10 protein-coding genes are annotated in these 12,741 nt (G+C 63.4%); 7 read left to right on the top strand and 3 right to left on the bottom strand.

All coding sequences use genetic code 11. The features are described 5' to 3' along the window. Window positions 1–537: 537 nt before the first annotated feature. Entirely contained in the window at window positions 538–1,293 is a 756-nt protein-coding gene (locus RJT48_RS19330; RefSeq protein ID WP_311173997.1) for an IclR family transcriptional regulator, read from the bottom strand. A gap of 268 nt (window positions 1,294–1,561) precedes the next feature. Between RJT48_RS19330 and RJT48_RS19325 the strand changes: the two genes are divergently transcribed. The 7 genes from RJT48_RS19325 to RJT48_RS19295 all read left to right on the top strand — a co-directional run bounded on the left by RJT48_RS19325 (window position 1,562) and on the right by RJT48_RS19295 (window position 9,874). Beyond that, window positions 1,562–3,049 carry an ABC transporter substrate-binding protein gene (locus tag RJT48_RS19325; RefSeq protein WP_311173996.1) on the top strand — a complete coding sequence of 496 codons (1,488 nt, stop codon included), beginning with the start codon at window positions 1,562–1,564 and terminating at the stop codon, window positions 3,047–3,049. 43 nt (window positions 3,050–3,092) lie between these two features. Beyond that, entirely contained in the window at window positions 3,093–4,028 is a 936-nt protein-coding gene (locus RJT48_RS19320) for a carbohydrate ABC transporter permease (RefSeq protein ID WP_311173995.1), read from the top strand. Further along, window positions 4,025–4,906, top strand: coding sequence for a carbohydrate ABC transporter permease (locus tag RJT48_RS19315; protein WP_311173994.1), 882 nt, complete (start codon window positions 4,025–4,027; stop codon window positions 4,904–4,906). The genes RJT48_RS19320 and RJT48_RS19315 overlap by 4 nt, the downstream gene beginning before the upstream one ends. After that, complete coding sequence (locus tag RJT48_RS19310; protein ID WP_311173993.1) at window positions 4,903–6,009, top strand: 2-hydroxyacid dehydrogenase; 1,107 nt, start codon at window positions 4,903–4,905, stop codon at window positions 6,007–6,009. The genes RJT48_RS19315 and RJT48_RS19310 overlap by 4 nt, the downstream gene beginning before the upstream one ends. Further along, window positions 6,009–7,187 carry an ABC transporter ATP-binding protein gene (locus RJT48_RS19305; protein ID WP_311173992.1) on the top strand — a complete coding sequence of 393 codons (1,179 nt, stop codon included), beginning with the start codon at window positions 6,009–6,011 and terminating at the stop codon, window positions 7,185–7,187. The genes RJT48_RS19310 and RJT48_RS19305 overlap by 1 nt, the downstream gene beginning before the upstream one ends. A gap of 101 nt (window positions 7,188–7,288) precedes the next feature. Continuing rightward, the gene (locus tag RJT48_RS19300; protein WP_311173991.1) at window positions 7,289–8,611 is read left to right on the top strand and encodes a class II aldolase/adducin family protein; all 1,323 of its coding nucleotides are present in this window, start codon (window positions 7,289–7,291) and stop codon (window positions 8,609–8,611) included. Between the two features lie 354 nt (window positions 8,612–8,965). Next, a complete protein-coding gene (locus RJT48_RS19295) occupies window positions 8,966–9,874 on the top strand; it encodes an AEC family transporter (protein ID WP_311173990.1) in 909 nt (302 codons plus the stop codon). 24 nt (window positions 9,875–9,898) lie between these two features. Here RJT48_RS19295 and RJT48_RS19290 read toward each other — a convergent pair whose 3' ends face one another. Then, entirely contained in the window at window positions 9,899–10,708 is an 810-nt protein-coding gene (locus RJT48_RS19290; RefSeq protein ID WP_311173989.1) for a CDP-alcohol phosphatidyltransferase family protein, read from the bottom strand. Further along, window positions 10,705–12,723: an aldo/keto reductase gene (locus RJT48_RS19285; RefSeq protein WP_311173988.1), complete on the bottom strand. Its 2,019-nt coding sequence runs from the start codon at window positions 12,721–12,723 to the stop codon at window positions 10,705–10,707. Before RJT48_RS19285 ends, RJT48_RS19290 begins: the two co-directional genes overlap by 4 nt. Between the last annotated feature and the right edge of the window lie 18 nt (window positions 12,724–12,741).

The raw sequence follows: 12,741 nt of genomic DNA, 5'->3' as shown, positions 1-12,741 counted from the left end.
GGAGAGTCGAGACAATATATTCGGTTATACCGAACAAATTCTCACCGTGGACTTCGTTGCCTCGCTTTCGGATATTCGTACGGGCGAAGTGAACTGATCGATAGCGGTTCGCTCTCCCCGGCCCTTCGAAGCGGGAGAGCGAAGCAAGATACGAGCGGTTCGAACCGCTTCAGATGATAACGGCACTCGACGGGCGTTCAGAATGTCTACGGAGGGATATGACATTTTCTCAGTACCACTGTTAGGAGCTGCTCCCCTATGGGTCACTCGTCGATGCTCTCTTACTCCCCGGAGAGTATAACAAAGGTACAGATGTTATGAAACGGACCTGTTCAGTTTCGATGAGGAGAGACTCGCTATCGGATCCTGGTGATATCCTCGAAGATCGTGATCCGGCAGAGGATTTTTGTTCGGCATTACAGAAAAATCGTGTCCACTGTGTACGATTATGATAGATACCCAGTCGGAACCGGGCGGATCTACGCCGTTCCAAATCTTCGATTTTCGCTATTAGAGAACAATTTATAGATTACCGAACTACTCCTGCCGTATCCGCTTTCGAATCCGGTTCGCTGAGCTGAGAACGAGCCCCGAGACGTCCTGCTGGAACGTCTTTCCGGACAGCTGTTCGGTGCTTCCGGTGACACTTATGGCGCCGAGCAGTGCATCGTCCGCGTCGGTGATGGCCGCAGCGATGCCACGAACACCCTCGTGCCACTCTTCACGGTTCGAGGCGAGCCCGCGGTTCTGTGCCTCGGCGAGATCTTCAAACAGCGCGGCTTGGTCTGTGAGCGTGTTGTCCGTCCACTCGGTCAACTGGATCTCTCTGAGGAGTGATTCCGCCTCCTCACGGCTGAGGGCAGCGAGCAATGCCTTCCCGGCAGCGGTGCAGTGCAACGGCAAGCGATCGCCGGTATCGACTACCGTCTCTTTGTCCTCTGCGATTGCCGTTTCGATGCAGACCGCGGCATCGTCCTCGAGGATCACCAGATTCGCCGTAAATCCGGCGTTGGCCAACCGTTCGGCCTCTTCAGCCCCGGACTGGTAGAGTTCGTATCGACGGCGGACCGTCGTCCCGATCTCCAGAAATTTCAGGCTCGCGTGGTACTGCCAGCCGTTCTGATTGATATATCCCAGGCGTTGCAGCGTCTCGAGGTGGTTGTGGGTCGAACTTTTGGAAAGATCGAGGTGGTCTGCGACCTCCGTCACTGTTGCTCCATCCAGCTCCAGCAACGCGTCGATCACCCGCGCACTGGTCGCCGTCGCCTTCACCGGCGGATCGTCTCGGCCCATACGTGCTTTCTGGTTCGCGACCCGCATAATTGTTCGGAATCGTCGAACAAACAGGGTGAATCCATCTGCGAGACACGGGGTCTGCTCTCCGCCGAGAGCGAAACTGAAATTGATCCGGTCTCGGGGAAATATTTATGATGATAGATTACAACTGCTTCTGACGAGACGGGAGTGCCCAGCCGAGGTGCGGATTGTCGGTGCGGGCGTCTCCTGTTTCGGAGTAGAATATATGGCAGACAATAATCGAACATGGATCTCACGGCGACGAATGCTACAGTCGCTCGGCGTCTCCGCGTCAGTCGGCCTGGCCGGCTGTGGAGGCGGCGGTAACGGCGGATCGACCGAGACAGACAGCGGCGGTGGAGACGAAACCGAAACCACCAGTGGCAGCGGTGGCGGAGGCGAGGACGACGGTCTTCCCTCTCAGTCCGAAGGGGTCGAAGAGTGGGGACAGCGGATCAACGAGTACGCGCGTCAGTCGGGCATCGACTGGCAGCAGTTCGAGGGGACCTCGCTGATCTACGGGATGAACGTCCACCCGTTCACCTCGGTCACCGAACAGCTGCTTCCGTACTTCGAGGAACTGACGGGCATCTCGGTCACGTACAACACCTTCCCGGAGAGCCAGCTCTGGCAGAAGCTCACGCTCGACCTCAACAACGAGAGTGGTGTCTTCGACGGCTTCTTCCTCGGGCTGTGGCCCAGCGCCCGCTACCACAACGCGGGCTGGGTCAAGGACCTCAACCAGTACATCAACGATTCGAGCCTGACCGACCAGGACTGGCTCGCGCTGGATGACTGGCCCGATTCGGCGCTGAATGCGTTCACGTACGGCGACGACAATATGGTCTCGCTCCCGTTCGGCGTCGAGGCGTACGGCGCTGTCGCGTACGACGTGCCGTCCGTGGAAGCGGTCGGGATGGAGCCGCCGTCGACGTATCCGGAGCTCCGCGACGTCGCACAGGCGATCCACGAGTCCGACGAGATCGACCGCGCCGGGATCTGTTCGCGCGCGAGTTCGACGACGCTGTCGTCGGCTAACTGGGCTACGGTGTTCAAGTCGTACGACGCCGAGTGGCTCGACTACGAAGCGCGCGAGGCGACGCTGAACTCCGAGCAGGGGATCGCGTCGCTGGAGATCTTCGCGGAGATGATGGGCGATTACGGGCCAAGCGACATCGGGAACTTCGATTGGTACCGCTCGAACCAGGCGATGGGCAACGGCGACGTCGGAATGGCGCTGCACACGCCGTCGGCGATCGGTCCCTGGACGCAGGAACAGATCGACCGGACGGAGTGGATTCCGCCGCTCCCCGGCCCGGACGGAACGCAACAGGCGAGCACCTGGGAGTGGGGACTCGGGATCAGCCAGTACACCGAGAACCCCGGCGCCGCGTGGCTCTTCCTGCAGTGGGCGCTCTCGCGTCCGATGATGCTGCTTATGAACACCCAACAGTGGGAGGGTCAGGGCGTCTACGGTCCCGCTCGCTCCAACTGGCTGTTCGAGCAGGAGGAGTACCAGGAACTCGGTCCGAAGGAGTCCTGGAACGAGGCGCACCGGCAGGGAATGCAGATGGTGCCCTCGGACCCGCCGCCGGTGCCGCTCCACACGCCGCAGAATATGGACATGATGACGGAGGCGGCGATCGCGATGAACAACGCCGTGACCGACAGCAAGAGCGCCTCGGAGGCGCTCAACGACGCGGCTCCGCCGATCACGGAGTACGCGAAGGAAATCCCGGAGGAGTACCTGTAACCTCCTTCGAGAGGGCACATCGGACTGACTTCCTCTCAGTATTATGCTCGGAGCAAAATACGTACGTTCGCGGTTGGGACGGGTCGGCTCCCGGCAGCCGCTGCTGAACCGGCTCGATATCTCCGACCGGACGCTCAAGTGGCTGTTCCTGCTCCCTTCGGTCGCAATCTTGGCTTTCCTCGCGATCTACCCGTTCATCCAGGGGATCTGGATGAGCTTCCACGAGTGGCCGCTCGCGGCCGACACGCGGACGTGGGTCGGTCTCGCCAACTACGAGGCGCTTCTGAACTCCGATCGCTTCCAGGGGTCTGCCAGAGCGACCGTGATCTTCACCGGCGTCTCGGTGACGCTCGAACTGGTACTCGGTGTCGCCCTGGCGCTGTACCTGCGGTCGCTCTCCAGCAACTGGCGGCCGATATTCAGGACGGTTTTCATCCTCCCGATGGTGATGACGCCGATCGCGACGGGGCTGATGTGGCGGTTGCTGCTCAACGGCCAGATCGGCGTCGTGAACTGGATGATCATCAACTTCCTGGGGATGACGCCGCCCTCCTGGACCTCGTCGGCGACGGTCGCGATGGCGACGGTCATAATGATCGACATCTGGCAGTGGACGCCGCTCATCGTGATGATCGTGTACGCGGGCCTGTTATCCATCCCCGAGACGATGTACGAAGCGGCGCGCGTCGACGGGGCACCGCGGCTTGCGGTGTTCCGGCACATCACGCTGCCGCAGATCAAATACATGATCGGGATCGCAGTGGTCTTCCGGCTGATGCGGAGTTTCCGTAGCTTCGACATCATCTGGCTGGTGACGAACGGCGGTCCCGGGACCGCGACAGAGATCCTGAACATCTACCTCTACCGGATCGCGTTCGTCAACCTCCGGGGCGGCGAGGCGGCCGCCCTCGGTATCATCCTCCTCGTCGTGACGATCGGAATCACGATGGGGATCATCAGGGGGCTTGGTATGCAATGAGTACGAGACGACTTCCGGACGTCGGTGCGGCGATGGAATCCGCGGCAGACGAGCCGCTGGCAGCGCTGACCACGGCCGCCAAGTACGCGGTCGGGATCATCGTCAGCATCTGGATGCTCTTTCCCATCTACTGGATGGTAACGGTGAGTATCCAGCAGAAGGAGACGATTATGAACTGGCCGCCGAAGTTCCTCTTCTATACGCCGGTTCTCGAGAACTACGTCACGCTGTTCGTCGAACAGAACTTCGCGCAGTATCTGTTCAACAGTCTCGTCGTCGCAGTCGCGGCGGTGTCGATAAGCGTCATCATCGGCGTGCCGGCGGCTTACAGTCTCTCTCGAATGGACGTGTACGGTGGCCACCACATCGGCTTCTGGATCCTCTCGACCCGGATGATCCCGCCGCTGTCGATTATGGTGCCGCTCTTCATCTTCCTGAGCGGCGTCGGACTCACTCGGAGCCTGATCGGGTTGACGATCGTGCACTTCCTCATCACGCTGCCGATGATCATCTGGATCGTGAAGGGGTTCATCGACGAACTGCCCCGGTCGATGGAGGAGTCGGCGATGGTCGACGGCTGCAACCGCATCCAGGCGTTCCGCGAGATCGTGGTACCGCTCGTGATGCCCGGCATCGCCGCCGCCGCGTTCATCTCCTTCATCTTCTCGTGGAACAACTTCCTGCTCGCGTTGGTCCTGACCGGAGGCGACACCCGGACGGCGCCGCTCGTCATTCAGTCGTCGATGGGGTATCTCTCCATCAACTGGGGGATGCTCGGGGCCGCCGGGACGCTCACCGTCCTTCCCGTCATTCTGATCAGTTTGGCACTGCGCAACCACCTGGTGGAAGGACTCACGATGGGGGCGGTCAAGCAATGAGCATCGCGACTGAAAGCGGCGACACCGAAGCTATGAAGACCCTGATTACCGCAAACATCGACGACGGCAACTTGCATCGGCTCGAAAGCGAACTCGGCCTCGACGTGGAGTATCATCCGATCGCCGAGCGGGAAGGCCGGTTCGACACCGACGAGTTCATCGACCTCCTGGAGGGCGTCGAAATCCTCATCGTCGGGTTCGAGGGCGTCTCCGAGGAGGTGCTGGACGTCGCAGAGGATCTCCGCATCGTCGCGTGCACGCGCGGCGGCCCGGACGCGAACGTGGATATCAGCGCCGCGACCGAACGCGGGATTCCCGTGCTGTATGCGCCCGGCAGAAATGCCGTCAGCGTCGCCGACTTCACCCTCGGGCTGATCCTGGCGGTGACACGGCACATCGCCCACTCGCATCACTTGCTCCACACGGGGACCTACACGGGGGAACCCCAGTCGGACTCCGCTGCGGGCGGTGAACGGGAAGACGTCACCTGGGGTGTCGCTAACGGCTCGCCGTACGTCGAACTGAAGGGGCCGGAACTCGAAGACAAGACGCTCGGGATCGTCGGCCTCGGTGCGATCGGCCAGCGGGTCGCCGAGCGTGCGGCCGGGTTCGGGGTGGACCTCGTCGGCTACGACCCCTACATCGACGCCGAGGGGATGGCCGAGTGGGGCGTCGAGAAGGTCGATCTGGACGAACTGTGCCGCAGTTCCGACATCGTCACGGTCCACGTGCCGGTGACAGACGCGACCCGCGGACTGATCGGCGCGGAGGAGTTCGATCTGATGGCCGACTCCGCGTACTTCATCAACACCGCCCGCGGGGCGATCATCGATCAGGACGCGCTGCAAGCGGAACTCGAAGCCGGGACGCTACGCGGTGCTGCCCTGGACGTGTACGACGAAGAGCCGCTCCCGGACGACCACCCGCTATTGGAGATGCCCAACGTCGTCACGACCCCGCATCTCGCGGGCGCAGCCGAGGAAGTCATCGATCGCCACTCGGAGATGATCGTCGACGACATCGACGCGCTGCTGAACGACGGGGAACCGGCGCACCTCGCCAACGAAGAAGTTCTCGCAGCCGACACAAGAGGTGATGATTGATGGCCGGAGTCTCATTCGAGGACGTGACGAAGATCTACAAGGATCCGAACGAGGATATCGTCGCCGTCGAGGATCTGAACCTGGAGATCGACGACGGCGACTTCCTCGTGCTCGTCGGCCCGTCCGGCTGTGGGAAGTCGACGACCCTGCGGATGGTCGCGGGACTGGAAACGATCACCGAAGGGACCATCAGCATCGGCGACACCGTCGTCAACGGGCTCGAACCCAGAGACCGGGACATCGCGATGGTGTTCCAGAACTACGCGCTGTACCCCCACAAGACCGTGCGGGAGAATATGGCGTTCGGGCTCAAATACTCGAGCGACCTCACGAAAAAAGAGATCAACGAGCAGGTCCGCCAGACTGCCGAGATGATGGGTATCGCCACACAGCTCGACGAGAAGCCGGATCAGATGTCGGGCGGACAGCGGCAGCGAGTCGCACTGGGCCGGGCGATCGTTCGCCAGCCGCAGGTGTTCCTGTTCGACGAGCCGCTCTCGAACCTCGACGCCAAACTCAGGACGAAGATGCGGACCGAGATCTCCCAGCTCCAGAACGAACTGGGGATCACGTCGATCTACGTCACCCACGACCAGGCCGAAGCGATGACGATGGGCGACATCGTCGCCGTGATGAACGACGGTATGCTCCAGCAGGCGGCCCCGCCGAATGAGGTGTACAACCACCCGGCAAACGAGTTCGTCGCGGGCTTCATCGGGTCGCCGTCGATGAACTTCATGTCGACGAATTACGAGAAGCGGGACGGGTCGGCCACGCTCGTGAGCACCGACGGCAAAACCGAATACCCGCTCGACGACGCCATCCTCGGGGAGATCGACATAGCGCCCGGCGATACGGTTCGCCTGGGCATCCGCCCCGAAGACCTCCAGGTCGTTCGTGATCCGAGCAACTGGGAACAGCGGGAACTGTTCGATGCGACCATCAAGGTCGTCGAGCCGATGGGAAGCGACAACTATCTCACGCTCGAGGTCAACGGCTCCGACGAACAGTGGGACGCCCGGGTCGACTCGGCGTACGCGCCGGAGGTCGGAACCCAGGTCGCTGTCGCGTTCGACGAGAGCGCCCTCCACCTGTTCGACGAGGAGGGGACGACGCTCAAATCACAGGGTATGAGCGAGCAGTCGTTCCACGACGAGGGGATCCTCAGCACGGCCTGACGCTCCCTGCGGCCAGCCGAAAATATCAGAAGACGGGCGCCCGATACCGGGAATCGCCCATCCAAACCCACTACCGATCCACGAACTCAAACACCACTACGATGTCACAGAATCCAGTACTCGACGAGAAGCGACGGACAGTAAGCGAACTCGGCCGGAAGATGCTCCGGCAGGGGCTCACGAAAGGAACCGGCGGCAACATCAGCGTCCGCGAGGGCGATCAGATCGCGATCAGCCCCTCCGGCATCCCGTACGACGAGATCGATCCCGAGGACGTCCCGGTAATCGACCTCGAGGGCGAACGGATCGCCGGCGATACAGATCCATCCAGCGAGTTCCGGATGCACTCCGGAATCATCCGCGAGCGCGACGACGTCGGTGCCGTCGTGCACACCCACTCGCCGTACGCGAGCACGTTCGCGAGCCTGGACCAGTCTGTCCTCCCCTCGCATTATCTCATCGCCTTCGTCGGCGACGAAATTCCGGTCGCACCGTACGAGACCTACGGCACCGCCGAACTCGCGGAGGCGGCCTTAGAGACGCTCGGCGACGAGTACAACGCCTGTCTACTGAAGAACCACGGCGTCATCGCCGTCGGTGAAGATGCCGAGGCCGCCTACGAGGTGGCCCTGATGGTCGAGTACGTCTCACGGATCCACTACCAGGCGTTGAACGCCGGCGACCCCGAACTCCTCCCCGACGAGCGGATCCAGGATCTGATCGAGATCTTCGAGGGGTACGGCCAGAGCAGCGACACCGAGACAGCAATCGCTGAGCCGCCAAACGACCTCCAGCACGAGCGGGAGACGGTCGCCGACCTCGGCCGGGAGATGCTCGCGCAGGGACTCACCGAGGGGACGGGCGGCAACATCAGCTACCGGAACGGCGACCGGGTCGCGATCAACCCTTCGGGCGTCCCCTACGAGGAGATCGACCCCGAAGACGTCCCGCTCGTCTCCATCGACGGCGAACAGGTGGCGGGCGAACTCGGAGCCTCCTCCGAGAAACCGATGCACCTGCAGATTATGCGCGAACGCGACGACGTGGGCGCGGTCGTGCACACCCACTCGCCGTACGCGAGCACCTTCGCCAGCCTGCAGGAACCCATCCCGGCGACGCACTATCTGATCGCCTTCGCCGGCAAAGAGGTCCCGGTGACGGACTACTACGAACCTGGCACCGAGAAACTCGGACAGGCGGCCGTCGACGCACTGGGCGAGGACAAAAACGCCTGCCTCCTGGGGAATCACGGCGTCATCACTGTCGGCGAAGACGCCGAGGCCGCCTTCGAGGTGGCACTGATGGTCGAATACTGCGCGCGGATCCACTATCAGGGCAGCAACATCGGCGAACCCACGCACCTCCCCGACGCCGAACTCGAACATCTGTTCGATCGCTTCAGCGACTACGGCCAGAGCGGCTGAACAAATATACACTAGTATATTAGCAGATTGGGACTTTTGTTGATCGACGGTTTCGTCCGTCAGATTAGAGGGTATCGGCTTTCGCGCCCACAATCGCGGTGAAGTTACTGTAACCCCCACTTTCCTTCCACAGTATTTCGATTACGATTCACCTTCGAAGACGTTTACCGTCCGCTATCCTTGACCTGATGTCAGATCGATATGATAATCTCAAAAAGTAAGGTAATTTATAATACTGTAGACGTATAATATTTGTTATCGTGAGTTTCTACTCCTTTGGCAATTCGTCCCGCTGGCCCTCCGGCGGCACCGCAGGACGAACTTCCTAAGTCGCCCTACCGATGACGCTCGAATATGGAAGTCCTGGTCAGGCTCCTCGGGTTGCTCGCCCTGCTGCTCGCGGGACTTGGCCTGCGGATTTCGGGGACACTTGACGAGGGCCGGACCCAGCGGCTCAACGACGCCGCCTACTACGTGGCGCTCCCGGCGCTCATCTTCGTCTCGACGTACGAGCGGGCGATCGGCGATCTCATCACGCCGACGCTGCTTTTCGGCCTGCTCGCTGTGCTTTTCTCCACAGCGGGGCTCGCGTGGCTGGTCAATCGGCACCGGCCCGACCGGCGCCGTCGGAGCGTCGCCATCGTCCAGTCGTATCACTCGAACCTGGGCTACCTCGGGTTACCGCTGGTGGCGGCGACGTTCGACGGCGACGTGACCGCCGTCGCGAGCGTGGTCCTCGGTGTGGTCTCCCTGATACAGGTGCCGCTCACCGTCTTCATTCTCACGGCGATCAACGGGGCAGACGCCTCGATCGCGGGAGAACTCCGGCAGCTGGCCAGGAACCCGGTGCTCGGAACACTCGTCGTCGGCCTGGCTGTTGGGTCGGCCGGCGTGTCCGTCCCGGAGGTCCTCGCGGGCGGGCTCGACGCCCTCGGAGCGCTGGCACTCCCGATCGCGCTGCTGTGCGTCGGGGCGTCGCTCCAGGTCGATCTCCCGACGCTGGAACTCGGCGCGAGCGCCTCCGTGGTCGCGCTGAAGATCGTAAGTATGCCCGGGCTGGCGTGGCTCGCGTTCACGCTCCTGGAGGTCGACGCCGCTACGTTCACCGGCGCAGTCGTGATGCTCGGTACGCCGACGGCGGTGTCGACGTACGTGTTCACGAGCGAACTCGGGGGCGACGAGCAGTTCGCGTCGCTGAACGTGTTCCTCACGACGCTGGGATCCGTCGGGAGCCTGTTCGTTCTCATCCGGGCCGTCGGGTGACGTCGGCAGTGGATTCCGTCCCGGTCACTCCCGGTCACCTGGCAGCCACCCGGCGACGACGACGTAATCCCGAGCGAACACCGCGAGCGACGGCACCAACACGGCGGCCGCGATCGGCCGGATCGCCGCGAGCGGGAGAAGCGGCGCCAGTGCGAACGTGATGAACGCCATCTGGAGGCCCGCGAGGGGCCGACGCAGGCGGCTGTCGGGAAGGTCGTAGACCGGCTTGCCGCGTCGACGTCGCCACTGCCGGCCCGCCTTGAAGAGATACCGCGCGGCCGACAGCGACAGGTACCAGACCGGTAGCTGCCCCCACAGCACGGCGACGACCGGCGCGACGAGAAAGCCCGTCGTGTCGAACGCCAGATCCAGTTTCGCACCGAGCACCGTTCGTCGGTCGGCCCGCCGTGCGAGAAAGCCATCCACGGCGTCCAGCGCACAGCCTGCGCCGTAGAGGAGTGCTGGAATCCACGCGATCGCGGGTCGCGGAGAGAGAGCCCCGAACCCCGCGAGCGCGGCGAAGAGAAAGCCGCGAAACAGCGTCACGAGGTTCGGCACGCCGAGTGAGCGGTAGAGGCGGATCCCGTCGATATCTCCATCCGATTCACCCGAATCTGCCGGCCGATTCGCCCCCAGATGTTGGTGGGTGAACCACAGGCCGAATCCCGCCACCGCCGCCGTGGGGAGGAGCCACCTCAGCACGGTCCGAACGCCCGGTCCGCCGACGGCCACATAGACGCCGGACGCGACGACGAGGAGCCCAGCGATCGCCACGACGCCGACAACTCCCCACTGACGACGGAGAGTGTCGGGAGGAGTCATCCGGTCGGTCACCGCTCGAACTCCGGATCGGCGAGCGTCACCAGTCGCTCGCGGTCCGCGTCGGTGAGGCGGAGTCGTGCGGCCGCGAGGTTGTCGACGACGTGATCGGGGTCGTTGCTGGCCGGGATCGGGACGACGCCGCGGTCGACGTGGAACGCGACGGCGACTGCCGCAGGAGTGACACCGTGTTCCTCGGCGATTGCTGCCACTACCGGTTCGTCGAGCAGCCCGGGCGCCGAAAGCGGCGAGTGTGCCATCACCCTGATCCCGTGCTCGTGGCACATCTCGACGAGTTCCGTTCGGGGAAGATACGGATGCGATTCGACCTGGACGATCGCCGGCGGCACGCGCGCGGAATCCAGGATCGTCTCCAACTGCCCGAGCGACACGTTACAGACGCCGAGTGTCCGGGTGAGCCCGCGATCGACCAGTCGCTCCATCCGGCGCCACGTCGCAGCCAGCGGGACGTCGACCGTCGCAGGCTCCCCCTCGTCGTCGGTCGGAAACGTCAGTGCCTCCTGCTCCGCCGGCGGTTTGGACGCCAGTTCCGAGAGCGGCCCCTGGTATGCCCAGGCCGCTGGCCAGTGGAGGAGGTACGAATCGAAGGCGTCGATCCCCAGCTCCGCGAGGCTTCCACGACAGGCCTCCGCGACGTGTTCGTGGTTCGTGTTCCAGACTTTGCCGACGAGGAAGAGCCCCTCGCGGTCGGGTGTGCCCGGCGAATCGAGGAGATCGCCGATCCGGAACTCGTTCCCGTACAGTTCGGCCGAGTCCAGCAGGCGGTAGCCGGTATCGAGTGCGGTCGCGATCGATCCGATCCGGTCGACGTACTCGCCGTCGCGGTACCGGGAGCAGCCGAAGCCGACCGGCGGGAGACGGACCGCGGCAGTCCGTCCCCGTTCGAGTTTCGAGTGCATCTGCTCGCTACCGGCTCTCTCCGCCGCCATTGGCTCCGTGGCGTCCGCCGGCGGTCGAACTGGTGGCGACTGCAGTGCGCCGGTCTCGAACTCGATAGTCCGCACTTCCACGTCTTCACCTTGCGCCGCCGCCGCTTCGATCGCGTTACAGACCCCCACCACGTGAGCGGCCCTTCGGGCGCTATCGGTCGGCGAGCCGCCGGCCTCGACCGCCTCAGCGAGTTGTTCCGGCCCGTCGAGATACGAACGTTCCTGCCTGGGAGCCGGATGCGGAGCGGCGACCGAGGGCCGCCCATTTCCGCCGACGGAGACAGTCGCTCGATCTGCCGCAAGCGCGCCACTGTCCGCGAGATACAGCGATCCGTCGTCGCCGTGGAGTTCCAGGCTGTTGAATTCACGGGCCCGGTGCGGAACGTAGAAACTCGTGGTCAGTCGCACTGTCGGCCCCGTCTCGAACTCGAGCATCGCTTCGACGTGTGGCGGGCGCGTCGGTGCACTGTCCTCGCGGTCCGGCCAGACGTCGAGCGCAGCTGCGTTCCGAACATTCCTTACAGGCCCGAACCAGGAGACAAGTAGCGTCAACGGGTAGACTGCGCCGTCGTACAACGGCCCCACGTCCAGAAACGAATCGGGGCTTTCGTGCCAGTCGGTGACTCGCCCCACGTGTGCGTGCGCATACCCGAGCCGGACGGTCCCGAACCGTCCGTCCCCGAGAAACCAGCGGGCGTGTCGTTGTGCGTCGCAGCGATCGTTGATCGGCGCACAGCCGAGTGCGAGGCCGCGCCGTTCCGCGGTGGCGACCAGGTCGAACGCGCGCTCGACATCGAGCGCCAGCGGCTTTTCGCTCCAGACGTGTCGGCCGGCAGCGAGACAGCGATCAGTGACCGTCGCGTGAGCGGTGTGACTCGTGAGGTTCACCACGAGCGGGGCCGACTCCGCGGACAGCATCGAGTCAACCTCCTCGTAGGCCGTCGCGCCGTAGTCCGCTCCCAGCGCCTCGGCACGCTCCCGATCGAGGTCACAGACGGCGGCCAACTCCAGCGACGAGTCGGCGAGACCGGCAGCGTATTTTTCGGCGACCGCGCCCGCCCCGACAAACGCGCACTCCATCAGGGGCACATCGAAGGG

The organism is Halobellus ordinarius (assembly GCF_031823395.1).
Taxonomy (GTDB): Archaea; Halobacteriota; Halobacteria; order Halobacteriales; family Haloferacaceae; genus Haloquadratum; species Haloquadratum ordinarius.
Note: the sequence above shows the minus strand (reverse complement) of the source record. Positions and strands in the feature narration are given on the sequence as shown.

Coding starts and splice junctions, on each gene's coding strand:
- RJT48_RS19320 (WP_311173995.1), top strand. CDS start 3,093: ATGCTCGGAGCAAAATACGTACGTTCGCGGTTGGGACGGGTCGGCTCC.
- RJT48_RS19285 (WP_311173988.1), bottom strand. CDS start 12,723: ATGGAGTGCGCGTTTGTCGGGGCGGGCGCGGTCGCCGAAAAATACGCT.
- RJT48_RS19325 (WP_311173996.1), top strand. CDS start 1,562: ATGCTACAGTCGCTCGGCGTCTCCGCGTCAGTCGGCCTGGCCGGCTGT.
- RJT48_RS19310 (WP_311173993.1), top strand. CDS start 4,903: ATGAGCATCGCGACTGAAAGCGGCGACACCGAAGCTATGAAGACCCTG.
- RJT48_RS19305 (WP_311173992.1), top strand. CDS start 6,009: ATGGCCGGAGTCTCATTCGAGGACGTGACGAAGATCTACAAGGATCCG.
- RJT48_RS19330 (WP_311173997.1), bottom strand. CDS start 1,293: ATGGGCCGAGACGATCCGCCGGTGAAGGCGACGGCGACCAGTGCGCGG.
- RJT48_RS19315 (WP_311173994.1), top strand. CDS start 4,025: ATGAGTACGAGACGACTTCCGGACGTCGGTGCGGCGATGGAATCCGCG.
- RJT48_RS19295 (WP_311173990.1), top strand. CDS start 8,966: ATGGAAGTCCTGGTCAGGCTCCTCGGGTTGCTCGCCCTGCTGCTCGCG.
- RJT48_RS19300 (WP_311173991.1), top strand. CDS start 7,289: ATGTCACAGAATCCAGTACTCGACGAGAAGCGACGGACAGTAAGCGAA.